Raw genomic sequence first — 25465 nt, forward strand, 5'->3', positions numbered from 1 at the left:
CTCTCCTTGTTCCAAAAATCGTGTCGCTATAGTCGCATAGCTTCTACCGATCTGGAAGTCGGTGATCAGGCTTTGGTATTGATGTTTTGACCTATATTCGCAGGCAGATTCACTTTCGGGATCGCATCGATCAAGGTCGTTGCCATCGCACTCTGGATATCCATCGCCTTTTTGAATACTGTCAGAGACACGTCACTATTCGTGCGCTGCTGCGCCATGCTGGTCGCCAAACTTGCAATATTGCTTACGTCCATATTCGCCTCAAATCAATACGCCGGGAATGACGCTTCTCTTATTCTTATCGGCAGATATTCCGAATTCTTTACAAATATCACTTTGTCATATTTTGGCGTCATACTAGCTTGACTATATTTTCGCCTTGTCGGCTCCCATACAGAGAATGCAATAGTGATGCACATTCGATTCCTTATTCGACCAGCTCTGATCGCGCTGTGCCTCTCGCTCACGGCTTGCGCCTCGCTGCCTGATGTACGCTATTTAAAAACATCATTGACACCGCAAGACTCCATCACGATACAAACCAGCCAAGGCAATCTATCCAAACAAAAATCAGAATCCTTGCTGGCAAAACGCTTGCGTAGCGACAATGTCAAATTGCCTGAATTGGCAGCGCTGGAAGAAGCCGCGACCGGCAGTCCACTCATCGCAGGCAATAAACTCACGCTGCTGAATGACGGCCCAGAAACAATGGCAGCCATGCTTGCTGCCATCAAAAATGCTAAAAATCACATCAATCTGGAAACCTATATTTTCAATCAAGATGCCTTGGGCAAGGAGTTCGCGGAACTACTGATGCAGAAGCAGCGCGAAGGTGTACAGGTCAACATTATTTATGACAGCATAGGCTCCATCGGCACACCACCAGAATTTTTCCAGCAACTGCGCGACAGTGGAATCAACTTACTCGAATTCAATCCAGTCAATCCATTCAAGCAGCTCTTCTCCTGGCATTTGAATAATCGCGATCATCGCAAGATTCTAGTCGTCGATGGCGTGATTGCATTCACCGGCGGCATTAATATCACCAGCGATTACTCATCCAAATCACTATTTCGTTCACGTAAAAAAGACAATGTCGATCTAGGTTGGCGTGATACGCATATACAAGTAGAAGGACCCGCAGTCGCGTCGTTCCAATGGCTATTCATGCAAACATGGGTAAGTCATAAGCCAGATAATCTCGCTGAACGGAATTACTTCCCGCCGTTAAAACCCATGGGCAAAAAAATCGTGCGCGTCATCGCCAGCGTACCCGACGGTGATTACGCAGTGTACAAAGCCTATGTGCTCGCGATGCAGGAAGCAAAAGTATCCATACACGTTACCAATGCTTACTTCGTTCCGGATGTGCAATTGATACAAGCGCTTACCGATGCAGCCAAGCGTGGTGTCGATGTGAAGATGGTATTTCCCGGCATCTCTGACGCGGGACTGGTTATGCATGCGGGACGTTCGTTTTATACCGAGTTGCTTGCTAGCGGCGTACGCATATTTGAACTACAAGCATCGGTACTGCACGCAAAGACTGCCGTCATCGATGGTTATTGGTCAACCGTTGGTTCCACCAATCTCGATATGCGCAGCTTCTTGCACAATAACGAAGTCAATCTGATTACACTGGATAAGAGTTTTGGCGATGTAATGGAAAGTGCATTCAACGAAGATTTGAGTAACTCAGTAGAAATCACTGCTGAACAATGGGCGCAACGTCCGTTCTCGGATCGCATGCGCGAGTGGATGGCGCGACGTTTGGAATATTGGTTATAGAAGTGTCGTCATCAAGTTCGCTTCGACAACGTCAAATCATTCCAAGTAAGTTCACATCGATTACCTCAAAAAAAATCCTACTCATTTTCATGAGTAGGATTTTTTTATAACGATTGCTCAATCTTGAGTGCCAACTATACGACTCGAGGCTCAAGTATCGAACAAGTAAACATCACAGTGCCAGATCAGCAGGCTCATTCTTAGGTTGTCGCGCAGGTGCAGCCTGTGGAACCACCGTGCGATCAATTGCAGGAGGCGGTGTCAACTGGAGAATCTGGCTGGTATATACCCATTCCTGATAAACCTTATCAGGGCTGTCGTTGAGCTTGGTGCCGTAGCTCGGAACAATCTGGCGTATCTTGCTCTGCCAAGCAGGTGTCGCGACCTTATCCTTGAACACTTTTTCAAGCACGTTCAGCATGATAGGAGCTGCAGTCGATGCACCAGGAGAAGCACCCAGCAAACCTGCGATGCTGCCATCCTTGGAACTAACAACCTCGGTGCCCAATTTCAGCTCGCCGCCCTTTTTCTCATCGCGTTTGATGATCTGTACGCGCTGACCGGCTTGCCACAAACGCCAATCTTCTTTTTTCGCATTCGGGAAATATTCCTGCAATGCTTTCAGACGATCGTCGTCAGACAACATCAGTTGACCAGCCAGGTATTCAACCAGTGGATACTGCTCAACACCAACTCGCACCATAGGCCAAACGTTGTGCGTAGTCGCGCTCGTGAACAGATCCAGATACGAACCTTCCTTCAGGAACTTGGTAGAGAACGTTGCAAATGGTCCAAATAAAATAACGCGCTTGCCATCCAGTACACGCGTATCCAGATGCGGAACCGACATCGGAGGAGCACCGACTGATGCCTTGCCATACGCTTTGGCTAAATGGCGTTCAGCAATAGCTGGGTTATCGGTAACGAGGAAGGAGCCACCAACAGGGAATGCACCATATTCATTGGCTTCAGGAATGCCTGACTTTTGCAGCAAGTGCAAAGCACCGCCGCCAGCACCGATGAACACGAACTTGGCATCAGTTTGTGTCTTCGTGCCATCCTTCAGATTCTTGTAAGCAATACGCCATGTGCCATCCGCATTACGCGTGATGTCTTGCACTTCGCTGGAAAGCTTCAGGGAGAAATTCGGTTTCGTTTGAAGCGTGCCGACGAACTGGCGTGTGATCTCGCCAAAGTTCACGTCCGTGCCGATAGGTGTCCATGTAGCAGCGATCTTTTGATTCGCTGGACGTCCTTCCATCATGAGCGGAACCCACTTCTTGATTTGCTCAGGATCTTCAGAGTACTGCATGCCTCTGAATAAAGGGCTGGCTTGCAACGCTTCGTAGCGTTTCTTCAAATATTTGGTGTTCTCGTCACCCCACACAAAACTCATGTGCGGCGTTGAATTGATGAAGGAGCGAGGATTTTTCAAGATACCGTTCTTGACTTGCCATGCCCAGAATTGGCGTGAAATCTGGAACGCTTCGTTGATTTCGATAGCCTTGGCAATCTCGACCTTGCCGTCTTTGTTTTCCGGCGTGTAGTTCAGTTCGGCTAAAGCTGAGTGACCGGTACCTGCATTATTCCAACCGTTCGAGCTTTCCTTGGCAACACCATCAAGTCGCTCGACCATTTCCATGGACCAGGTTGGCTCCAACTCATTGAGCCAAATACCCAAGGTTGCACTCATGATGCCGCCGCCGATGAGCATGACATCTACTTTTTTGACTTCTGCTGCATGCACAGGCATGACAACCAGAGACAAAGCAAAAGCCAATAAGGCAAGGTAGTTTTTTTTAAACATTATTTAATCCACGTTCATTAAAAATGACATCCATTTTTCATGCTCGCTATGTAACGGTGTACGTGGCATAGAAAACATGAGGACATAGTCTGATCATCAGAGTACTGATGCAGCAAGTCACAGGAGCACCACGAGAGTCAAATGCGACCAAATCGTGATCAATTAGGCAATCAATTTCCGAGTGGAAACTCGTCTTAATATAGACGTGCATAATTTTACTACCACTTCAACTTTTGCTGAAGGATCAACAAAGTTTTCGCTGAAAACCGCTAGCCTGCGAACAGTCACGCCATCCGGCAATTAACATCCGCAGCCCTAAGTCCAGGTCAAACGAAGACTCATCGAAGCTTCACCTCAGGTATCGCCAAAATATTACTCAGCCCCATTTAATTGCTCTTTAGGTGAGTCAAAGTCTGATAACTTAGAGCCAAGCCGGAAAGATTTGATTTCACGTTTGATTCGTATTTTTACAATCCGATCAAGGAAGTCGCATGAAAGTCGTCAATCGCATACGCAAGGCAAATCAAGGGCGTGATCCGGAACGACTCGCGATGAAGTACGCCGCGATGCGTACTGACGCATTCGTATTTTTGCGTGGAACTTGCCACTTGTTCTATGACCGACTACCTAAGAGCGGGATGTTTAAATCGTCACCTTTGGTCTGGTGTTGCGGCGATTTGCATATCGAGAATTTAGGTAGCTACAAAGGTGATAACAGACTCGCTTATTTCGATATCAATGATTTCGATGAAGCCGTACTCGCTCCAATACCGTGGGAACTATCTCGACTGATAGTCAGCATACTCGTCGGCGTTCCCTTACTTGGTTTGTCAAATACGGATGCAAATATCCTTGCCCAAGAATTTATAACTGCCTACGTCGATGCACTCGCCACAGGCAAAGCCAGATGGGTAGAAAGAGAAACTTCTTCCGGCTTAGTTCGTGAGCTGCTAGAGCAAGTACGCCTACGCTCACGACTCGACTTCCTGAACAAGAGAACACAAAATAAAAAAGGCCAACGCCATTTTCGCGTCGATGGAAAAAAACTATTACCGATTTCAGATATAGAGCGACATCAGATCCATCGCTTTATGCAAAGCTTCGCGCGAACGCAAGATAAGCCGGAGTTTTACAAGGTCATTGATATCGCACGTCGCGTTGCTGGAACAGGGAGCCTTGGTGTTGCGCGTTATGCGATTTTGGTGGAAGGAAAAGGTTCGCCTAATCAAAACTATTTGCTCGACTTGAAGCAAGCCCTACCCTCATCTATCGCAAAGCATTTAGAGCATCTTCAGCCCAAATGGAAAAGTCATGCAGAGCGTGTCGTCACGTTACAGAAAAGAATGCAGGCAGTTTCCATCGCCTTCTTGCACGCAGTTGAAATTCAAGACCAGCCCTATGTCTTGCGCGCTTTACAGCCAACGGAAGATCGCGTCCCGCTCACAGGCCAAGAACATCACATCGATCATTTAATCGGTGTTGTCAAAGTGATGGGGGAATGCGTAGCATGGGCACAATTACGTAGTTCGGGACGTGAAGGTTCAGCGATCGCTGACACGCTCATTGATTTTTCAGGACGGAAAAAATGGCGTAATAATTTGCTTTCCATTTGCCATGAACTCGCAGATCAAGTCCAAGATGACTGGCGTACATATTGCGAAGCATACGATGCCGGCTTGTTTGGCCCTGGTGAAGATTCTTTAAAACGGTAGTGCTAACCAACTCACTTATGTCTTCATTCGATCACGCTTTTTCCGTGTACTGGTCAGGGCCCATCCTGGATGCCAGCATTCACCTTTGCTTTACGTTATTAGCGGCCTTGATACTGGGAGCATTAGTAGGCTACGAACGTTTTTATCATGGCCATGCGGCAGGTATGCGCACCTATGGTGTGGTTTGCATGGCATCAGCAGCGTTGGTTGCTGTTCTTGGGCACCCGGATGTCTGGTTTGGTGCGCGTTCTACGCTGATCGCAGCACCTGATCCTACGCATGTGATTCAGGGCATAGTGACCGGCATTGGATTCCTGGGCGCGGGCGTGATCGTACATGAGCAATATTCAACACACGGACTCACCACGGCAGCCTCCATTTGGGCATCTTCGGCAATCGGGATTTTAGTGGGACTTGAACTCTACCCTGCCGCCATCGGTCTTTCATTACTGTCTAGTGCCTGCATGGCTTACGGCAGCAAGTTTGAAAATCTATTACCTTCGCAAGAGGGAATTGCTGTTGTCTTGGAGTTCAATCATGACGAAGTTCCTGATACAGATGTGCTGTATCAATTCGCTAAATCGCACGGATATGTGATTGCCCAACAATCACTGTCTGTAATCCAAAGTGATCATAAAATTGAATGGCGTTTTATTGCCACTATGGTCAGCCACACGCGTGGAGAAGCGATTACTCAGTTGACCCAGCAACTGAAAGAAATCAAAAATCTTACGGGATTCCAGCTCACTCACGCACGAAACTAAAGCAAGTATCACTAAGGGAGATATCCAATCGACTGGGTATCTCTCGCAATACCATCAGACGCTATCTGCGTCGCTACATCATCGAACCAGCCTATCTTGATCGCTGGATCTTATATGAGTGCATTGTTCTTAATCGAACTTGAGACGAGTAGCGCTTCAAGCGTTTTCTCAAACCTGCTGACAAAAGCGTAGATGATTACCAAACGGATCGGCAATATCCATCATGCGGCCCCAAGGTAAATCTTGTACGCCAGGTTTTGCATACTTGTAATCCTTGTTTAAAAGTTCCGTGTGCAAGGTATTAATATCATCAATAGGAATGAAAATCGCGGAGCCTGGCGTTGCATCGCCATGATGTTCGCTCAGATGCAAAATCAAATCCGAGCGCTTTATTTGCAGATATAAAGGGAAGTTATCCCCAAAGTGATGTTCCCAATCAGTTGTGAAGCCGAGAAAATCGAGATAAAACTCTTTCGCTTTGGCTTCGTCAAAGATGCGAATGATGGGAATGGCGGAGGATATTTGCATGGCAGTTCATCAGGATTATACGAATGGCGATTATGGCTGATTTTTAATTGCGTACAAATTAAAAAGCGATGCACCCATGACAGATGCACCGCTTTCATTTTTTCAACTCAGTCTAACTAGTCAAGATACCGTTACGCCAAGTCGAATCTATCCGCGTTCATCACTTTGACCCAGGCTGTGATGAAGTCATTGACGAATTTTTCCTTCGCATCAGATTCGGCATACACCTCAGCCACAGAACGCAACACAGAGTTGGAACCAAAGACCAGGTCCACCCGCGTGCCCGTCCACTTGACATCGCCGCTCTTGCGATCGCGACCTTCAAACACCTCAGCATCAGTCGCCAGCGGCTTCCACTGCGTGCCCATATCGAGCAAGTTGACGAAGAAGTCGTTGTTCAACACGCCCGGCGTCTTGGTGAACACGCCATGCTTGACGCCGCCAACGTTGATGTTGATCGTGCGCAAGCCACCGATCAGCACCGTCAGTTCGGGCGCAGTTAAATTCAGCAACTGTGCCTTGTCTATCAACGATACTTCGGTCGGCACAGCATACTTCTTGCCGACGTAATTACGGAAACCGTCAACCCGTGGTTCAAGCACGTCGAAGGAATCCACATCGGTCTGATCCTGCCGCGCATCGTTACGCCCCGGTGTGAATGGCACCGTCACGCTCACGCCTGCAGCCTTGGCTGACTGCTCTACCCCGGCGCTGCCTGCCAGCACGATCAGATCGGCCAATGAAATCTTCTTGCCGCCTGCAGCCGACTTGTTGAAGTCAGCCTGTATGCCCTCAAGCGTCTTGAGTACCTTGGCCAGTTGTGCAGGTTGGTTGACTTCCCAATCCTTCATCGGTGCCAGACGAATACGCGCGCCGTTGGCACCACCACGTTTATCCGAGCCACGGAAAGTCGAGGCCGAAGCCCACGCTGTACCAACCAGCTCACTTACCGACAAACCCGAGGTCAGCAACTTGGCCTTGAGCGCAGCTACGTCAGCGGCATCCACCAGCTTGTAATCCACTGCTGGAATCGGATCTTGCCAGATCAACTCTTCCTTCGGTACCTCAGGACCAAGATAGCGTGCACGCGGACCCATATCGCGATGCGTCAACTTGAACCAGGCACGCGCAAAGGCTTCGGCAAAAGCTTGAGGGTCTTCAAAAAAGCGGCGGGAAATCTTGCCGAATTCGGGATCAAAACGCAGCGTCAAATCGGTGGTCAGCATCGTCGGCTTGTGGAACTTACCCTTGATGTGCGCGTCCGGGATAATGTCTTCGGCATCCTTGGCCACCCACTGCTTCGCACCAGCGGGCGACTTGGTAATTTCCCATTCATACTTGAACAGATTTTCAAAAAAGTTATTGCTCCACAGCGCCGGCGTCTTGGTCCAGGTCACTTCCAGACCGCTAGAAACGGTGTCCTTGCCATGTCCCTGGCCGAAGTTGCTGATCCAGCCCAGACCTTGCGCTTCTATCGATGCGCCCTCAGGCTCAGGCCCCTTGTGCGACTCGGGCGCTGCGCCGTGGGATTTACCAAAGGTGTGGCCACCAGCAATCAGGGCAACGATTTCCTCATCGTCCATCGCCATGCGGCCAAAAGTGGCACGAATGTCCTTGGCCGCAGCCATATAGTCACCACTGGCGTTCGGGCCTTCCGGGTTCACATAAATCAGACCCATATGCGTCGCAGCCAGGTTCTCATCCAGCTCGCGGTCGCCGTGGAAACGTTTGTCCGTGCCCAACCATGTGGTTTCAGCACCCCAGTTCACATCTGTATCTGGTTCCCACACATCCGCGCGCCCACCAGCAAAACCAAAAGTGCGGAAACCCATAGATTCCAGCGCCACATTGCCAGTCAGAACCAGCAAGTCAGCCCAGGAAATTTTCTGACCGTACTTTTGCTTGATCGGCCACAGCAGGCGGCGCGACTTATCGATGTTCACGTTGTCGGGCCAGGAATTGAGCGGCGCAAAGCGCTGCTGACCGCGCCCACCGCCACCGCGTCCGTCCATGGTGCGGTATGTGCCTGTTGCATGCCAGGCCATGCGTATGAACTGCGGGCCATAGTGGCCGAAGTCGGCTGGCCACCAATCCTGACTGTCCGTCATCAATTTGATCAGATCAGCCTTCAGTGCCTTGTAGTCGAGCTTCTTGAATTCTTCGGCGTAATTGAACTGTTCACCCAGTGGATTAGACTTGTTGGAATGCTGGTGCAGCAAGTCAACACGCAACTGGTTAGGCCACCAGTCTTTATTGGTCGTACCACCACCGGCGGCATGGAATGGGCACTTGGCTTCGGTTGACATGACGGAGTCTCCTTTGAGTTATCACGGTTCAAAATGAACCGCTAAGAATTGATGAAAAAAGAATGAACCGCTACAAACCACTGCTCGATATCCCGCTCAATGAGCTTGCGCCAAAGCGGCCAGGACTTCCAGCCAAAACGACGATGACGACTGAAACAGAGAACGGGACAATACAGACTCCTGAATAGTGACGACCTGCAAAGTTTATGCAAAAACTATTAGAAATAGAATTTTGTTGTTTAACTATATCTAATAGACAGTGACTATCCCAAGCTACCTGTAACTTAACCCAGAGTAAGAGTCGAGTGATGGAATTTTCGTTGTCGGCAACAGCAATACCGGATGCGCTGACAAACGGGACAACTCGGATCGCTTATCGTCCATGTCACTTCCTTCTTGGTTAAGAATCGATGAGTGCAGTGTAAGGAGAAAGACAATTAATGGAAAATTGATTGATTTTATGGAATCGATAGTTTTTATGATTCTAACGACATGTATTTGGTACTCCGCTATACACAACACATCTTGCTCCAAGAGTGAGTGGAGAAGGAGGCAAAACTCGGTACGCTATAATTCACCGGTTTTCCCTCCGGTACGCGATTTGACCAAGCAACCCTCTCCCACAAGCCCTGTAGCAAAGAAGCACTCGCTCAAACGCGCTGCGCTTGCATTTGGCATCCTGGTGACATTTTTCTTTGTCGCGTTCATGGTGTGGAATAGCTGGAATGCGCGTGTCACGGTGCTGCGGCAGGCAGAGACATCCACCACCAACATGACGCGCGCATTGGCACAGAACGCCAACGACATCATAGGCAGTGTCGATAATGTGATCGTCGGTCTGGTCGAAATTCTGGAAACAGAAAAACTGGATGCGCCTCATCTCGAACGCATACATCAATTCATGCAACAGCGCGTATCAGAAATCCCCCTCTTACACGGGCTCTTTGTCTATGACGAAACAGGGCGATGGGTGGTCAATTCGCAGCAGGAGCTGATGAAGCACTTGAATAACGCGGATCGCGAATACTTCATCTATCACCGCAACTCCAGCGATCGCGGCCCGCACATCGGCCCACCTGTACGCAGCCGTTCAACCGGCGACTGGATAGTCACCATTTCACGCAGATTAAATCACCCCGACGGCAGCTTTGCCGGCGTCATGTTGGCAACCGTCGAAATGGCTTATTTCAGATCTTTTTATGAGAGTTTTGATATTGGGAATTCAGGTGCGATCGTACTATTAAGTGACACCGGTACCTTACTCGTACGTAATCCATTCAATGAAGAAATCATCGGTAAAGACTTCTCAAAAGGCCCGCTTTATCAGGAGTATCTGTCCAACGGACAGCCTTCAGGGAGCGCGATGCTTGTAGCCAAAGTCGACAATATCGAACGTTTGTACAGCTATCGTCATCTCGACGCCTATCCCCTTATTATTTCGGCCGCCTTATCGAAAAAAGAAATTCTTGCCAACTGGCGGCATCAAACCATGCGATTGGCAGCAGGCGCCAGTTTGGTGATTGCTTTACTCTGGTTCCTGGGATTGCGTCTGGCACGTCAGATCGCCATAGAAGAACAAACCCAAACTGAACTGGGAAAAGCAAAAGAAGATCTGGAAAGAAAAAATGAAGAGCTCGCCGCATTGGCGCTACAAGATGGCTTGACTGGCCTGGCAAACCGCCGTCGATTCGACGTGGCACTAGAGGCAGAATATGCACGTGCCATGCGCAACGCAGAACCGCTTGCGCTGATCATTCTTGATGTCGATCGCTTCAAACAGTACAACGACACTTACGGCCATTTGCAAGGTGATGAATGCCTGAAAAAAATTGCGCAGGCATTGATGTCCATACCTGCACGTCCTGGCGATCTGGTTGCACGCTACGGTGGTGAAGAATTTGCAGTATTACTCCCCGCCACCAGTGCCCACGGCGCAGTCTCGGTCGCAGAACGGATACGCTGCGCAGTCCTTGATCTAGGACTCACGCATACATCTAACGCAGGCGGCATCGTCAGTATCAGTGCCGGCGCTGCAGCCATCACGCCCCTACGCAACAGTACCCCTCAGGATTTGATACGTATCGCAGACAAGGCGCTGTATGTGGCCAAGGCAGAAGGCCGCAATCGCGTGTCGTTGAGTGAGACGACATAAGCCTTTGAGCGCTTAAACCACGTTTACCGCTGCATAGAAAATTGGCCTCGTGCCTGATGGCTATCATGCAAGGGCAAGTTAGCTATGCCTTATACGCCGTTCAGACTCCCAACCATTCCTGTCTGATTGCGGCATCTGCCTGCAAGGCTTGCGGCGTTCCCTCAAACACGATTTTTCCGTGTCCCATCACATAGACGCGTTGCGAGATTTCCAGCGCAATCGCGAGCTTCTGTTCTATCAGCAAAACCGATACGCCGCGCTTCACCAGTTCTTTCAAGAATTCAGCAACCAAGGCCACCATTTGCGGTGCCAAGCCTTCGGTTGGTTCGTCAATCATGATCAAATCGGGATCACCCATCAGCGTGCGGCACAAGGCTAGCATTTGCTGCTCGCCGCCAGAGAGCACGCCAGCTTGCACATGCTGACGTTCCTTCAAGCGCGGAAACAGTTGGTACATATCGTCTGTCGTCCAGCGCGATTGCGTGCCCTTCTTTTCACCAAGCAAAAGGTTTTGCGCAACCGTCAGCGTTGGAAAGATATCGCGGCTTTCCGCCACATAGCCCAAACCCTTGTGTGCAATTTGGAAGGTTTTCAGGCCAAGGATTTTTTCACCTTTAAAGCGTATCGAGCCCGTCGCGGCTACCAAACCCATCGCCGCTTTTACCGTAGTGGAACGCCCTACGCCGTTGCGTCCCAGCAGACTGACTATCTCGCCCTGATTGATGACAAGATCAACGCCATGCAGCACATGACTCTTGTCGTAAAAGGCATTCAGATTTTTGATTTCCAGCAGCGCGCTCATAGTGCACCTGCCGTTGTGATCGTGTTGCCCAGATAGGCTTCCTGTACCAATGCGTTATTGCGAATATTGCCCGGCGTATCGCAGGCAATGATTTCACCATATACCAGCACCGCAATCTGATCTGCCAGGCCAAACACCACATCCATATCGTGCTCGACCATCAACAAGGTTTTGCCTACTGTTACCTTGTGTATCAACTCGACTGCCGCATCAGATTCAGAACGACTCATACCCGCAGTTGGTTCATCCAGCAAAATCACATTCGCCCCACCGGCGATCGTGATACCGATTTCCAGTGCGCGCTGTTCTGCATACGTTAGTAAATCAGCTTCGACATGACGACGCGCCTGCAAACCGATTTCTTCCAGCACATGCTCCGTGCGTTCGTTCGCATCTTTCAAACCATTCAGTCTTTGCCAGAATGAATAGCGATAACCAAGTGACCACAGTACAGCGCAACGCAGGTTTTCATACACACTCAGGCGATGGAAGATATTCGTGATCTGGAAGCTGCGCGACAAGCCGAGTCGATTAATTTCATAAGGCTTGCGTCTGACGATGCTTGAACCATTCAACAAGATATCGCCGCCAGTAACTGGAAAACGGCCAGAGATCAAATTGAACAAGGTCGATTTACCCGCGCCATTCGGCCCTATCAAAGCGAAGCGTTGACCTTGCGGCAACTGCAAATTGACGCCGCGTATGATTTCCGCCTTGCCAAAGCTCTTGTGTACATCTATCAGTTCAAGTGCAAAGCTGCTCATGATTGCACCTGCTGCATATTTTCAATTTCAAGATGGACTGCGCTCCACGTACTTCGCAATTTCCCACGCACACGCAACCATGCTGAGAAACCAATAACGATCAATGCAACAGCCCACAGCCAGCCGCGCATTCCTTCCGCATCGATCATCAAGCCAAAAAAATTCACCACGCTACCGTGTGCTGCGTCCATGGTCAGGTGATACAGCATCTCGACCATCAGCACGAAACCGCATGTAATCAATAACCAGACCAGCGCTGCGATCGCAAGCTGCGGCAGCAAGGGTTGAAATTGCCCATACTTCACCAAACGCACCATTTGCATGATCACGCCCGCAATTCCTCCAGGCGCAAACATCACGATCAAAACGAAGAAGACACCCAGATAAAGCTGCCATGCACTCGTGTAATTGGACAGCACTACAGTCAAAAACACGCCAACTATCGTGCCCAGAATAGGACCGAAGAAGAAACCGATACCACCGATGAAAGTGAATAGAAGAATGAGGCCGGAACGCAAAGCGCTCACATTCTCGGCACTGACGATTTCAAAATTGATCACCGTCAAACCACCAGAGATACCGGCAAAGAATGCCGACAGCATGAGCGTCATATAACGCACCCATTGCGGATCGTAACCAACAAATTCCGCACGTTCAGGATTGTCGCGTACTGCATTCATCATGCGACCCAGCGGCGTTTGCGTGTATGCAAACATCGCTACCGTACTGATAAACAACCAGAATGCGATCAGGTAATAGACCTCTATCTGCGGGCCGTAAGTGATACCGAAGAAAGGTTGACCTATCACGCGATTCGTGAAAATTCCACCCTCACCGCCGAAGAAGCCAGGAAACATCAGTGAACAGGCGAAAACCAGCTCCACGATACCCAGCGTAATCATGGCAAAGGTAGTGCCTGATTTTTTCGTCGTGACGTAACCGAACAGTGCACCAAAGAAAAGTCCGGCAATCCCGCCGACCAAAGGAATCAGCGTGATCGGAATAGACAAGCTGCCTGCCGTCGCCAGATTGATCGCATGGATAGCGCAAAACGCGCCCAATCCTGAATACACCGCATGGCCAAAGGACAGCATGCCGCCCTGCCCCAACAGCATGTTGTACGACAAGGCAAAAATAATGAAAGTGCCCATCTGGCACAACACCGATAGCGATGCGCCTTTGCTGAAGACTAAGGGTGCAATCAACAGGATGAGTGCGAAACCGCCCCAGACTATCCAACGGCTGATATTGAAAGATGTACGCACGCTCAAGATTCCCGCGTACCCAACAAGCCCTTAGGCCTGAAGATCAAAATAAGCACTAACAAGAGATACGGCAAGATAGGTGCAATCTGCGAAATCGTCAGCTTCATCACGCTATAGCCGAATGTCGTTTCATTCACGTTCACACCGAGCGGCGCCAACACATTCAGCAACGAGTAATCCAGCGCAACGGCAAACGTTTGCAACACGCCTATCAACAGTGAAGCCAACAATGCGCCGCCCAGCGAACCCATGCCACCCACGACGACGACAACGAAGATGATGCTGCCAACGGCATGTGCCATATTCGGCTCGGTCACGAAGGCATTGCCGCCTATCACACCAGCCAAACCCGCCAATGCGCAACCACCGGCAAATACCCACATAAATACACGCGGTACGTTATGACCAAGCGCCTCGACCATCTGCGGATGCGTTAATGCCGCCTGTATCACTAAGCCTATGCGGGTACGCGTCAAGGTAATGTAGATCGCCAGCAGCATCAGGATGGCAATCAGCATCATGAAGGCGCGATAAATCGGGAAGGTGGTGGTGTACAGCGTGAAGAGCGAACCTTGCAGTTCTGCCGGTATCTCGTAAGGCACGGCGACACGGCCCCAGATCAGTTGCACTACTTCGACGATCACATACGACAAACCGAAAGTGAACAGCAACTCGGGAATCTGCCCGTACTTATGGATGGTGCGCAAGCCGTAACGCTCGACCAGTGCACCGAGCAAACCAACCGCCAGCGGTGCCAGCACCAACGCCGGCCAGAAACCCGTGACCGTACTAATGCTATAGGCGAAGTACGCACCTATCATGTAGAAGCTGGCATGCGCGAAATTCAGTACGCCCATCATACTGAAGATAAGCGTCAGCCCAGATGAGAGCATGAACAACAGCAATCCGTAGCTCAAACCGTTCAGCAATGAGATCAGCGTAAATTCCACAACTCTGCTCTCTCCTGTTCGATCACGGATGGACGAGATCGATTTGTCGTTGATATTCTGGAAGGAAAGATGTCCTGCGGTGCAGACATCACGTTAATTAGCGTGGCCGTTTCATCTGACACGATGTCGGCTGTGCCGCCACATAAGCATCGATCTTTTGATCGGTGCGCCAGCCATAACCGGTATTTTCCTGATCGAACTTCACATCGGTTTTGTTCTGCTTCACCCAGGTTGCAATATACAAGGGTTGTTGCGCCTGATGATCGGATTTGCGCATCTCCACATCGCCGTTCAAGCTTTTTACTTTCATGCCTTCCATCGCCAACGCCACTTTCAATGGATCGGTCGAGCCGGCCTCCTTGAATGCCTTGCCCAGCATGGCCATCACTGTATAGGACGCCATCGCGTAATAATCATCGTTATATTTCTTCTTGAAATTCTCGATGATGTCCTTGCCCGCATAGCTCTCGTTATTCAAGTTCCAGTAAGCCACGTACTTGACGCGATCCAGTCCGGCTGCACCCATGGCAGTCGGCACACCGGTCGTCGCAGCGTAGAAGGTATAGAAATTGGCTTTCAGATCCGCATCCCGCGCAGCCTTGATCAGCAAAGCCAGATCGGCGCCCCAGTTGGCGGTAATGATCGTATCTGCGCCAGAAGCCTTCATCTTCGCCACATATGGTGAGAAATCCTTTACCTGCCCGATAGGATGCAGATCGTCACCGACAATTTGCACATCCGGTCGCTTGCGAGCCATATAAGCGCGAGTTGAACGCGAGACTTCCTGACCCAGTGCGTAATTCTGTCCGATGACGTAAATCTTCTTGATCTTCGGATCTTTGGCGATGAAGGTGGTCAGCGACTCCATCTTCATTTCCGAGTTCGCATCGAAGCGAAAATGCCAAAAGCTGCATTTACTGTTTGTCAGCGCGGGATCACCAGCCGAATGATTCAGGAACAGTACTTCCTTGCCCGGATTGCGCTCATTGTGTTTATTCACCGCATCGATCAGCGCCAGTGCGACACCAGAACCATTACCTTGCGTAATGTAGCGATAGCCCTGATCGATTGCAGACTTCAACTGAATCAGTGATTCCTGCGGACTACCCTTGTTATCGAAGCCAACCACCTCAACTGTATTACTTCCGCCCCATTGTTTTTCATTCGATAGCTCTGCCAGCATCTGGAAGCTACGCAACAGATTTTGACCGACAGGCGCAAATGGTCCTGAGAGTGGATCGATGAAAGCAATCCGAACATTTTCCGCCAGCGCGTGGGAAGCAGAAAATGAGAAGGCAGCGGTCAGGAGAAGAGAAGAAACGCGAATAGTCATTGATTACATGCCATTTGTACAAGAGTGATGGTTTTATACCATAAACATGGGATATTTGATTTGCCCAAGGGCAAGGGCTTGGCAATTTGCTCCCAGATACATCTCATTCTCTCTTCTCTGTCAAAATACGCGTTTTACGCTCGCAGCTATATGCGCAGCAGACAAGCACATACGCACTCCATGCCGATCGACAATACGCGATTGATCACGCAGATGCTCAAGGAATTTAGATGAATGCCCCAAAACCGCCGTACCCCACCGATCACATGAGCAGCATGGACAATTTACCGATAGGTAATTCATTTGCAGCCTTGCCACCGGCGCATTACACCGCATTGATGCCTACGCCTTTACCGAATCCGTATCTGGTATGCGCCAGCGCATCGACTGCGGCATTGATAGGGCTGGATTTTTCCGAAGTCGACACTGAGGCCTTTATTGAGACCTTCACTGGCAATCGGATCTTAGATAATTCAAAACCATTGTCGGCCGTCTATTCGGGCCATCAATTCGGCGTCTGGGCTGGCCAACTGGGCGATGGTCGCGCCATTTTGCTCGGCGATGTTCCTGCACCCAATGTTTATCCATCCGGCAGGCTTGAATTGCAATTGAAAGGTGCGGGATTGACGCCTTACTCGCGCATGGGCGATGGCCGCGCAGTATTGCGCTCGTCGATACGCGAATTCCTCTGTTCGGAAGCGATGGCAGCACTGGGCATCCCCACCACGCGTGCGCTCTGCGTCACCGGCTCGGATCAAATCGTCATGCGTGAACAACGTGAAACCGCTGCCGTCGCCACCCGCGTGGCACAAAGCTTCGTGCGTTTCGGCTCCTTCGAACATTGGTTCTACAACGAAAAACACGACGAATTAAAGACGCTGGCCGATTATGTCATCGATAATTTTTACCCAGAATTTCGTAGCAGCGACAATCCATACAAAGCCTTGCTGACCGAGGTAACGCTACGCACTGCACAGATGATCGCGCACTGGCAAGCCGTCGGCTTTATGCATGGCGTGATGAATACCGACAATATGTCTATCCTCGGCCTGACGCTGGATTACGGCCCGTTCGGCTTCATGGAAGCATTCAATGCCACGCACATTTGCAATCACACTGATCAACAAGGTCGTTACTCATATGCACGCCAACCGCAAATCGGCGAATGGAATTGCTACGCATTAGGCCAAGCCTTGCTGCCGTTGATAGGCGACGTGGATGAAACGCAAGCTGCCCTCAGAATTTACAAGCCGGCGTTCGCAGAAAAATTTGAAGAACTCATGCGTGCAAAACTCGGTCTGAAGACCAAGCAATCTGATGACAGAAAGCTGTTCGACGGATTATTTGGCATCTTGCAAGAAAGTCATGTCGACTTCACGACTTTCTTCCGTCAACTAGGCAATGTACAAATCGCAGACAGCGAAACGCAAGAGCCTTTACGCGATCTATTTATTGACCGCGCCGCCTACGATGCCTGGGCGCTACAATACGGCGCACGCTTGCAGCAGGAAAACAGCATAGACAGCGAGCGCAAGCTTGCAATGGATGCGGTCAACCCAAAATACATCTTGCGCAACTACCTCGCACAAGTCGCGATCGAAAAAGCGCAGAATAAAGACTTCTCTGAAGTACAAAAACTACTGCAAGTGCTGGAAAAACCGTTTGACGAACAGCCGGAAAACGAGAAATATGCCGCCTTACCGCCCGACTGGGCCAACGATCTGGAAGTGAGTTGTTCATCATGATAGACAAAGTAATCAAAACCGACGCCGAATGGCGCGCCATGCTGGATGACGAAGAATATGACGTCACACGTCATGCTGCGACCGAAGCCCCCTTCACCGGACGCTATTGGGATCATCATGAATTCGGCATCTATACCTGCGTCTGCTGCAATACGCCGCTGTTCGCATCCGACACCAAATTCGATTCCGGCTGCGGCTGGCCCAGCTATTTCAAGGCGCTGAACCCGGCCAACGTCAAAGAAAAAATTGACCGCGCCTATGGCATGATCCGCACAGAAGTCATCTGCAATGTATGCGATGCACATCTGGGTCACGTCTTCAATGACGGCCCGCCACCAACCGGCCTGCGTTACTGCATCAATTCTGCATCGTTACGCTTCGATCCAGCTCCCGATTTGAAATAAGGCTATGTTGAAATGAAATTCCTGTTCGATCTATTCCCCGTCATTCTCTTCTTCGGCGTCTTTAAATGGGGCGAAGGTAATACCGAAGCAGCGCAAGCCTTCGGCCAGCAATATCTGTCGGGCGTGGTTTCCGATGGTCTGGTGACTGCAACGCAAGCACCTATCCTGCTGGCAACTGCCATCGCCATCATTGCGACCGTCTTCCAGATCGGCTACCTGATGGCAAGAGGTAGAAAAATCGACAAGACCTTGTGGCTCTCACTCGCCATCATCGTCGTCTTCGGTAGCGCCACGATTTACTTCCACAATGAAACCTTTATCAAATGGAAGCCAACCGTTCTTTACTGGTGCTTTGCTGCGGCCCTCTTGTTCAGCCAGATTTTCCTCAAGAAAAACCTGATTCGCTCCATGATGGAGAAGCAAATGTCCTTGCCGGAAGGCATCTGGCATCGCGTTAATTTGTCCTGGGTTGCCTTTTTTATCACGATGGGCTTGATTAATCTGTATGTCGCCTTCAACTTCTCTACCGCAACTTGGGTAAATTTCAAGTTGTTCGGTGGCATGGGATTGATGATTGCTTTCATCGTTGTACAAAGCCTGCTCTTGTCTAAACACGTGAAAGAACCGCAATGAGTACAAGGATGGACACCATTCGAGCAAGGTTGATGGAAACTTTTACGCCACTGGAATGTCAACTGGAGGACGAATCCGCATTGCATGCTGGTCATGCAGGCGCGGCCTCTGGTGGTGGGCATTTCCGGCTGCGTATTATTTCCACGCAATTTGAAAAGCAGAGCCGTATAAATCGCCATCGGCTGGTGTATGATTGTCTCGATGACATGATGCACAAAGAAATACATGCATTAGCCATTACTGCTTTAGCGCCATCCGAAGTCTGACGCGCGCCAAAAATTAATAGCTGTCACTCTCTAATAAAATAACTTCCATTAGGAAAATATATGACCTTAAAACCTGCTCATTTGCTGGCCGCTTTAATCGTATCAGCAGCATTGCCTGCGATGGCACAAAACCTGGCAGTCGTGAATGGCAAACCTATCCCGTCGTCCCGTGCAGATGTCATGATCAAGCAAATGACCTCACAAGGTCAGCAAGATTCGCCTGAACTGCGCGCGATGGTCAAGGATGAACTGATCAACCGTGAAATCCTGGTGCAAGAAGCCGATAAATTGGGGTTGAACGCACAAGCCGATGTCAAAAACCAGATCGAAATCGCACGTCAATCGATCCTGATCCGCGCACTGGTGACCGACTATCTGAAAAAGAATCCAGTCAAGGATGCCGACATCAAGGCTGAATATGACCGTTTCAAAGCACAAGCTGGCGACAAGGAATACCACGCTCGTCACATTTTGGTTGAAAAAGAAGATGAAGCAAAAGCGATCATCGCTAAGCTGAAAGCCGGCGCCAAATTTGAAGATCTGGCCAAGCAATCGTCAAAAGATCCTGGTTCCGCAGCAAATGGCGGCGATCTGGATTGGGCTTCCCCAGCTTCTTTCGTGAAACCGTTCTCGGACGCGATGATTGGACTGCAAAAAGGTCAATTGCTGGAAACCCCAGTTAAAACCCAATTCGGTTACCACGTCATCAAACTCGACGATGTACGCACAGCAAAAGTACCAACATTGGAAGAAGTAAAACCGCAAATCGCTGAATCGCTGCAACAGAAAAAACTGCAAGCATTCCAGCAACAATTGCGTGCTAAAGCGAAGATTCAGTAATCTTCCTTGGGTATGAAAAAAAGCGCTCTTCGGGGCGCTTTTTTATTGCTTGATGTGTTTTAGTTTATTGGCATTGATGCTGTTCTTTCTTCGATCATACTTGCTATGCCGGGGGTAGCCCGGCGGCTACTCACTTTTCTTGCTTCGCCAAGAAAAGTAAGCAAAAGAAGGCGACCGCGAAGCCGCTGCCCCTTCGGGGTTCCCGTCTGTACAGGGCAAAAAATGGGAAGCGAACGAAACTCGCTACGCTCAGACAACGTTCACTTCTTGATCCATTTTCTGTCCTGCACAAACGGCAGCGTCAGAGCGGGTTATTTCCACCGCTTCTTTGAGTCACTTACTCAGTTTGAAGCGACAAAGCTGTTGCTGTTGTCGCTGTTTTTGAAGTTCCGCATGTGACGTTGCCAAGGCAAGCAGTCGTCAGGCGGATAAAGGGCGCAAACATGTTTGAGCGCAGCGAGTTGGTTTGCGACCCCGACTGATGATTGCTTGTCTTGGGCACCCGCTTTAGCGGGCAACGGCTTTTGCGTCGCCTTCTTTTGCTTACTTTTCTTGGCGAAGCAAGAAAAGTAAGCGGCTGCCGGGCCGCCCCCGGCAACCCAAGCATCCTCGAAGAGAGGACAACATCAGCAATAACCAAAACCCAAACAAAAAAATGCCGCCCAGTCAAAAACTGAACGGCATTTTCAAAGTATCTGCACCTCAGTGCAAACCACACAAAACTACTCTATCAACCAATCCACTTACGCGCATTACGGAACATACGCATCCATGGTGAATCCTCGCCCCAAGCCTCAGGATGCCAGCTCTGCTGCACGCTGCGGAACACACGTTCTGCATGCGGCATCAACACGGTAAAGCGGCCATCCGGCGTGGTCACCGAAGTGATGCCTTGCGGTGAACCGTTAGGATTGTATGGATAGGTTTCTGTCGCACGCCCCTTGTTGTCAACAAAGCGCATAGCTACCAACGCTTCATCGATATTGCCAGTCAGCGAGAAGTCCGCATAACCTTCACCGTGTGCAATCGCAATCGCGCTTTGTGTACCCGCCATGCCATTAAAGAAGATAGATGGGGAATCCGCCACTTCGACCATAGAGAAGCGCGCCTGGAACTGTTCAGCCTTGTTACGTGTGAACTTAGGCCATGCTTGTGCGCCAGGAATAATCGATTTCAGATTACTCATCATCTGACAGCCGTTACAGATACCTAATGCGAAAGTATCCTGACGGCTGAAGAAGGTCGCGAATTGCTCAGCCAACTGGATATTGAACAGAATCGTTTTAGCCCAGCCTTCACCCGCACCCAGCACGTCACCATAAGAGAAGCCACCGACAGCGATCACGCCTTTGAAATCGCTCAGATGTGCACGACCAGTAATCAAGTCGCTCATGTGTACGTCAACTGCGGTAAAGCCCGATTTGTGCATCACATACGCTGTTTCGATATGCGAGTTGACGCCCTGCTCACGCAGTATTGCCACTTTAGGACGCACGCCGGTCGCAATATATGGTGCTGCGATATCTTCCTGCGGATCGAAAACCAATTTAGGCGTAATGCCTGGATCGAGCTTGTCGAGAATACGATCGTATTCTGCATCAGCACAATCAGGGTTGTCGCGCAGGCGCGCGATACGCCAGCTGGTTTCGCTCCAGAAACGATGCAGATCAATACGCGACTGGCTGTAGATAGCCTTGGCGTCGCGTGTGAACTCGATCATGTCATTGCCGTTTGGCTTACCGATGATATGACTGCACGCACCCAGATTGTATTCACGCAGCACGTTCATCACGTCCGATTTCTGCTCTGCACGTACCTGAATCACAGCACCCAGCTCTTCGCTGAACAAGGCGCGCAAAGTCAGATCGTTGCGACGCTCGGCCACTTGCGTCGCCCAGTTTTTCGCATCGCCGCCATCGCTGGCGTGTTCACCTTCCAGCGTCAGGATATCCAGATTGACCGACAAACCACTGTGACCGGCAAAAGCCATTTCGCACAAGGTGGTGAACAGACCACCATCAGAACGATCATGGTAGGCCAGCAGTTTGTCTTCCTTGTTCAGGCGCTGGATCGCGTTGAAGAAACCTTTCAGATCTTCTGCGCTATCAACGTCTGGCGTCTCATTACCGATTTGCTGCATGACTTGTGCAAAGCACGATGCACCCAAACGATTCTTGCCACGTCCCAGATCGATTGCGATCAAAACGGTGTCGCCGGCATCAGTACGCAATTGCGGCGTCAACGATTTACGTACGTCATACACTGGTGAAAACGCAGACACGATCAGCGACACTGGAGAGATAACAGCTTTATCTTCGCCCTCATCTTTCCATGTGGTGCGCATAGACAGCGAATCTTTACCGACTGGAATGCTGATACCCAAGGCTGGACACAACTCCATGCCAACTGCTTTGACGGTATCGAACAAAGCAGCATCCTGTCCTGGCTGACCGCATGCGGCCATCCAGTTGGCGGAGAGTTTGATATCGGAGATATCGGCAATCGGCGCTCCCGCAATATTGGTTAGCGCTTCGCCCACGGCCATGCGACCGGACGCAGCAGCGTTGATGACAGCCAGCGGTGTACGCTCACCCATCGCCATCGCTTCACCCAGATAACCTTCAAAGCTCATCGTGGTAACAGCGCAATCGGCGACCGGTACTTGCCATGGACCGACCATTTGATCGCGCACAGTCGTGCCGCCAACAGTACGATCACCAATCGTGATCAGGAAGGATTTATCTGCAACTGTAGGCAGACGCAAAACGCGTATCGATGCTTCCAGCAAATCGATACCGGTGACATCTATCGCAGGAAAATCCTGCTGCACGTGCTGCACGTCACGATGCATTTTTGGCGGTTTGCCCAGCAATACGTCCATCGGCATATCGACTGGATTATTGCCGTTTTCAGGATCGATCACTTTCAGTTGACGCTCTTCCGTCGCTGTGCCGACCACTGCGAACAAGCAGCGCTCGCGCTCACACAGATAAGTGAACTGCGGCAGGCTTTCCGGTGCAATCGCCAAGACATAACGCTCTTGCGATTCGTTACTCCAGATTTCCTTAGGAGCCATGCCGCTCTCTTCCAGCGGGACTTTACGCAAATCGAAAATCGCGCCGCGTTTGGCGTCGTTGGTGATTTCCGGGAAGGCATTCGATAAGCCACCAGCACCTACGTCATGGATCGACAAAATCGGATTGGCGTCTTGCATAGCCCAACAAGCATTGATGACTTCTTGCGCACGACGTTCCATCTCTGGATTACCGCGTTGTACCGAATCGAAATCCAGATCAGCAGTATTGGTACCGGTCGCCATTGACGACGCAGCGCTACCGCCCATGCCGATGCGCATGCCTGGACCGCCAAGTTGAATTAGCAAACTACCGACTGGCAAATCATGTTTTTTCGTATGGTTGGCGGCGATGCTACCGATGCCGCCGGCGATCATGATCGGCTTGTGATAACCGTTGACCGAGCCCGCTACGTTTTGTTCGTAGGTACGGAAGTAACCACCGAGATTCGGACGACCGAATTCGTTATTGAAGGCTGCCGCACCGATAGGACCTTCGACCATGATTTCCAATGGCGACGCGATACGGTCTGGCTTGCCATAAGCTTGCGATGACGCAGCGCCTGCGGCCGATGTAGTTACATCGTGATCGTTTTCCCATGCCTGCACTGCATCCGGCAGCATCAGGTTGGAAACAGTGAAACCGCTCAAGCCTGCTTTAGGCTTGGCGCCGCGACCTGTTGCACCTTCGTCGCGGATTTCACCGCCCGCACCTGTCGATGCACCCGGGAATGGCGAGATGGCAGTCGGATGATTGTGCGTCTCAACTTTCATCAAGATATGCGTCAACTCTTCCGACGTTTCGTATACGTTGCCGCTTGCTGCGCCACGTGGATAGAAACGTGTAACCGTTGCGCCTTCGATGACGGACGAGTTATCGCTATACGCCACCACGGTGCCGCGCGGCGCCAGTTGATGCGTATTCTTGATCATTGCGAACAGGGATTTATCCTGCTTCACGCCGTCGATCGTCCAATCAGCATTGAAGATTTTATGACGGCAATGTTCGCTATTGGCTTGCGCGAACATCATCAATTCAACGTCAGTCGGATTACGCTTGGCAGTGGTAAACGCTGCCAACAGATAATCGATTTCATCGTCAGACAATGCCAGACCGAGCTCAGTATTGGCGTTGACCAATGCGTCTTTGCCGCCTTTGATCAAATCAATGAAGGCCAAAGGTTTTGCATCCAGCTCACCGAACAAACCAGCCGCCTCATCCGCGCTGCGCAATACCATTTCGGTCATGCGATCATGCAGCAAGGCTTGCACTGCTGCGATGCTGTCATCCGACAGTTTTTTCGCGCCGCCGAGCAAGCCTGATTTCAGGTGCACGACATAAACAATACCGCGCTCGATACGGTGAATATCGGCCATCCCGCAGTTATGTGCGATATCGGTCGCCTTGCTGGCCCAAGGTGAAATCGTGCCGAAACGTGGGATAACGACAAACTCATCGCCTTCCAGCTTCGCTGTGAACGGTTCGCCATAGGTCAGCAGAGCATCCAGACGTTTGATGTCATCCGGCGAAAGCTGCGCAGCGGAATCAACAAAATGCAGGAAACGTCCAGTGACGCCGACTATGGCGTGATCGACTTGTTGCAGTTGGGTTAAGAGGCGTTCGGTACGAAAAGCAGACAGGGCGTTGGAACCTGGCAAAATCAGCATGGCGAGAAGGTAGTTGATGCGAAAAAACGGACAGATACGGCCGCCATCCCGCGAGTTAAATCAGAAAGCATGATTATACCGCGACACGCTCCCCAGACTGCCGAAACCGAAGCCAAACATTGGGTAAAAATGCAATAAAGGGCCACATTCGCATGTAGCCCTTCATCTTGTACCAGCAATGAGCTGTTATCTATCTGTTAATTCCATCTGCCGGAACGACCACCTATGCTGAAGCGCCCTGCTCCCAGGCACACCAGTGCCAGCGCGGTAATCAGGTACATGCCTTGCAATTCCAACGCCCAGCCACCTTGGTCATTCAAGGTTAAAAACTGCTTGGTATGAACCAAAAAGATGGCAAAAACCATATTGCCAGCAATGATCAGCGCCGCCACACGCGACCAGATACCAACGATCAATAGGATAGGCGCGACCACTTCACCCAAATACACCAGATAACCAATTGCCGCTGGCAAGCCTGCACTGGTCGCCACACTGATGACAAATGCAGGTCCTGCAATAAGTTTTGAAATACCGTGCAGCAGTATCAGTCCACCCAACACCAAGCGCAAAAGTAACTTTCCAAGATCGTCAGTATTCTGCATGTTGCTCATCCTTGTTTAGGTTGATGATAGGTAGAATGATGAGACGTCTCACCATCCTGCCGG

Annotated in this window: 20 protein-coding genes and 1 pseudogene; 10 read left to right on the forward strand and 11 right to left on the reverse strand. The window is 50.4% G+C overall.

The window, feature by feature from the left end; genetic code table 11:
* Positions 1–65 precede the first annotated feature (65 nt).
* A complete protein-coding gene (locus tag BQ6873_RS03875; RefSeq protein ID WP_076591471.1) occupies positions 66–254 on the reverse strand; it encodes a YjfB family protein in 189 nt (62 codons plus the stop codon).
* Between the two features lie 157 nt (positions 255–411).
* Between BQ6873_RS03875 and cls the strand changes: the two genes are divergently transcribed.
* Complete coding sequence (cls, locus tag BQ6873_RS03880; protein WP_076591472.1) at positions 412–1788, forward strand: cardiolipin synthase; 1377 nt, start codon at positions 412–414, stop codon at positions 1786–1788.
* A gap of 172 nt (positions 1789–1960) precedes the next feature.
* On the opposite strand, the gene mqo is transcribed toward cls, so the two are convergent.
* A complete protein-coding gene (mqo, locus tag BQ6873_RS03885; protein ID WP_076591473.1) occupies positions 1961–3595 on the reverse strand; it encodes a malate dehydrogenase (quinone) in 1635 nt (544 codons plus the stop codon).
* Between the two features lie 491 nt (positions 3596–4086).
* Between mqo and BQ6873_RS03890 the strand changes: the two genes are divergently transcribed.
* From BQ6873_RS03890 to BQ6873_RS17985, 3 genes and pseudogenes are all read left to right on the forward strand, one after another.
* Positions 4087–5307: a DUF2252 domain-containing protein gene (locus BQ6873_RS03890; RefSeq protein WP_076591474.1), complete on the forward strand. Its 1221-nt coding sequence runs from the start codon at positions 4087–4089 to the stop codon at positions 5305–5307.
* A gap of 17 nt (positions 5308–5324) precedes the next feature.
* Positions 5325–6071, forward strand: a complete 747-nt coding sequence (locus BQ6873_RS03895) for an MgtC/SapB family protein (RefSeq protein ID WP_076591475.1) — start codon at positions 5325–5327, stop codon at positions 6069–6071.
* Positions 6044–6175 (forward strand): annotated as a pseudogene (locus BQ6873_RS17985) (helix-turn-helix domain-containing protein); the annotation flags it as partial. The gene BQ6873_RS03895 and the pseudogene BQ6873_RS17985, both read left to right, overlap by 28 nt.
* 64 nt (positions 6176–6239) lie before the next feature.
* On the opposite strand, the gene BQ6873_RS03905 reads toward BQ6873_RS17985, so the two are convergent.
* Positions 6240–6599: a glyoxalase superfamily protein gene (locus tag BQ6873_RS03905; RefSeq protein ID WP_076591477.1), complete on the reverse strand. Its 360-nt coding sequence runs from the start codon at positions 6597–6599 to the stop codon at positions 6240–6242.
* Positions 6600–6730: 131 nt separating this feature from the next.
* Positions 6731–8905 (reverse strand): catalase/peroxidase HPI, encoded by a 2175-nt coding sequence (gene katG / locus BQ6873_RS03910; RefSeq protein ID WP_076591478.1) that lies wholly within the window; start codon positions 8903–8905, stop codon positions 6731–6733.
* Between the two features lie 601 nt (positions 8906–9506).
* On the opposite strand from katG, the gene BQ6873_RS03915 reads away from it, so the two are divergent.
* Entirely contained in the window at positions 9507–11057 is a 1551-nt protein-coding gene (locus tag BQ6873_RS03915; protein WP_231949265.1) for a sensor domain-containing diguanylate cyclase, read from the forward strand.
* Positions 11058–11157: 100 nt separating this feature from the next.
* Here the strand turns inward: BQ6873_RS03915 and BQ6873_RS03920 are convergent, their stop codons facing one another.
* From BQ6873_RS03920 to BQ6873_RS03940, 5 genes are all read right to left on the reverse strand, one after another.
* Positions 11158–11859 (reverse strand): ABC transporter ATP-binding protein, encoded by a 702-nt coding sequence (locus tag BQ6873_RS03920; RefSeq protein WP_076591479.1) that lies wholly within the window; start codon positions 11857–11859, stop codon positions 11158–11160.
* Positions 11856–12623, reverse strand: coding sequence for an ABC transporter ATP-binding protein (locus BQ6873_RS03925; RefSeq protein WP_076591480.1), 768 nt, complete (start codon positions 12621–12623; stop codon positions 11856–11858). Before BQ6873_RS03925 ends, BQ6873_RS03920 begins: the two co-directional genes overlap by 4 nt.
* Entirely contained in the window at positions 12620–13894 is a 1275-nt protein-coding gene (locus tag BQ6873_RS03930; protein WP_076591481.1) for a branched-chain amino acid ABC transporter permease, read from the reverse strand. Before BQ6873_RS03930 ends, BQ6873_RS03925 begins: the two co-directional genes overlap by 4 nt.
* Entirely contained in the window at positions 13891–14838 is a 948-nt protein-coding gene (locus BQ6873_RS03935; protein WP_076591482.1) for a branched-chain amino acid ABC transporter permease, read from the reverse strand. The genes BQ6873_RS03930 and BQ6873_RS03935 overlap by 4 nt, the downstream gene beginning before the upstream one ends.
* A gap of 97 nt (positions 14839–14935) precedes the next feature.
* Positions 14936–16171 carry a branched-chain amino acid ABC transporter substrate-binding protein gene (locus BQ6873_RS03940; RefSeq protein WP_076591483.1) on the reverse strand — a complete coding sequence of 412 codons (1236 nt, stop codon included), beginning with the start codon at positions 16169–16171 and terminating at the stop codon, positions 14936–14938.
* Between the two features lie 230 nt (positions 16172–16401).
* Here BQ6873_RS03940 and BQ6873_RS03945 point away from each other — a divergent pair, with 230 nt between their 5' ends.
* Genes BQ6873_RS03945 through BQ6873_RS03965 form a run of 5 tightly spaced genes read left to right on the forward strand, consistent with a single transcriptional unit; the run spans position 16402 to position 20059 of the window.
* On the forward strand, positions 16402–17916 hold the full coding sequence (locus BQ6873_RS03945; protein WP_076591484.1) for a protein adenylyltransferase SelO: 1515 nt from the start codon (positions 16402–16404) through the stop codon (positions 17914–17916).
* Complete coding sequence (gene msrB, locus BQ6873_RS03950; protein ID WP_076591485.1) at positions 17913–18320, forward strand: peptide-methionine (R)-S-oxide reductase MsrB; 408 nt, start codon at positions 17913–17915, stop codon at positions 18318–18320. The genes BQ6873_RS03945 and msrB overlap by 4 nt, the downstream gene beginning before the upstream one ends.
* A 12-nt stretch (positions 18321–18332) precedes the next feature.
* Entirely contained in the window at positions 18333–18953 is a 621-nt protein-coding gene (locus BQ6873_RS03955; RefSeq protein WP_076591486.1) for a septation protein A, read from the forward strand.
* Complete coding sequence (locus tag BQ6873_RS03960) at positions 18950–19219, forward strand: BolA family protein (RefSeq protein ID WP_076591487.1); 270 nt, start codon at positions 18950–18952, stop codon at positions 19217–19219. The genes BQ6873_RS03955 and BQ6873_RS03960 overlap by 4 nt, the downstream gene beginning before the upstream one ends.
* 60 nt (positions 19220–19279) lie before the next feature.
* Entirely contained in the window at positions 19280–20059 is a 780-nt protein-coding gene (locus BQ6873_RS03965) for a peptidylprolyl isomerase (RefSeq protein ID WP_076591488.1), read from the forward strand.
* Between the two features lie 730 nt (positions 20060–20789).
* Here the strand turns inward: BQ6873_RS03965 and purL are convergent.
* A complete protein-coding gene (gene purL, locus BQ6873_RS03975) occupies positions 20790–24800 on the reverse strand; it encodes a phosphoribosylformylglycinamidine synthase (protein ID WP_076591489.1) in 4011 nt (1336 codons plus the stop codon).
* Positions 24801–24997: 197 nt separating this feature from the next.
* A complete protein-coding gene (locus tag BQ6873_RS03980; RefSeq protein WP_197685170.1) occupies positions 24998–25411 on the reverse strand; it encodes a DoxX family protein in 414 nt (137 codons plus the stop codon).
* Between the last annotated feature and the right edge of the window lie 54 nt (positions 25412–25465).

This window comes from Herminiimonas arsenitoxidans (assembly GCF_900130075.1).
GTDB lineage: Bacteria > Pseudomonadota > Gammaproteobacteria > Burkholderiales > Burkholderiaceae_D > Oxalicibacterium > Oxalicibacterium arsenitoxidans.

Bases quoted from the DNA above. Each gene is read 5' to 3' on its own strand.
- BQ6873_RS03875 (WP_076591471.1), bottom strand. From the start codon at position 254: ATGGACGTAAGCAATATTGCAAGTTTGGCGACCAGCATGGCGCAGCAG.
- cls (WP_076591472.1), top strand. From the start codon at position 412: ATGCACATTCGATTCCTTATTCGACCAGCTCTGATCGCGCTGTGCCTC.
- mqo (WP_076591473.1), bottom strand. From the start codon at position 3,595: ATGTTTAAAAAAAACTACCTTGCCTTATTGGCTTTTGCTTTGTCTCTG.
- BQ6873_RS03890 (WP_076591474.1), top strand. From the start codon at position 4,087: ATGAAAGTCGTCAATCGCATACGCAAGGCAAATCAAGGGCGTGATCCG.
- BQ6873_RS03895 (WP_076591475.1), top strand. From the start codon at position 5,325: ATGTCTTCATTCGATCACGCTTTTTCCGTGTACTGGTCAGGGCCCATC.
- BQ6873_RS03905 (WP_076591477.1), bottom strand. From the start codon at position 6,599: ATGCAAATATCCTCCGCCATTCCCATCATTCGCATCTTTGACGAAGCC.
- katG (WP_076591478.1), bottom strand. From the start codon at position 8,905: ATGTCAACCGAAGCCAAGTGCCCATTCCATGCCGCCGGTGGTGGTACG.
- BQ6873_RS03920 (WP_076591479.1), bottom strand. From the start codon at position 11,859: ATGAGCGCGCTGCTGGAAATCAAAAATCTGAATGCCTTTTACGACAAG.
- BQ6873_RS03925 (WP_076591480.1), bottom strand. From the start codon at position 12,623: ATGAGCAGCTTTGCACTTGAACTGATAGATGTACACAAGAGCTTTGGC.
- BQ6873_RS03940 (WP_076591483.1), bottom strand. From the start codon at position 16,171: ATGACTATTCGCGTTTCTTCTCTTCTCCTGACCGCTGCCTTCTCATTT.
- BQ6873_RS03945 (WP_076591484.1), top strand. From the start codon at position 16,402: ATGAATGCCCCAAAACCGCCGTACCCCACCGATCACATGAGCAGCATG.
- msrB (WP_076591485.1), top strand. From the start codon at position 17,913: ATGATAGACAAAGTAATCAAAACCGACGCCGAATGGCGCGCCATGCTG.
- BQ6873_RS03955 (WP_076591486.1), top strand. From the start codon at position 18,333: ATGAAATTCCTGTTCGATCTATTCCCCGTCATTCTCTTCTTCGGCGTC.
- BQ6873_RS03960 (WP_076591487.1), top strand. From the start codon at position 18,950: ATGAGTACAAGGATGGACACCATTCGAGCAAGGTTGATGGAAACTTTT.
- BQ6873_RS03965 (WP_076591488.1), top strand. From the start codon at position 19,280: ATGACCTTAAAACCTGCTCATTTGCTGGCCGCTTTAATCGTATCAGCA.
- purL (WP_076591489.1), bottom strand. From the start codon at position 24,800: ATGCTGATTTTGCCAGGTTCCAACGCCCTGTCTGCTTTTCGTACCGAA.
- BQ6873_RS03980 (WP_197685170.1), bottom strand. From the start codon at position 25,411: ATGAGCAACATGCAGAATACTGACGATCTTGGAAAGTTACTTTTGCGC.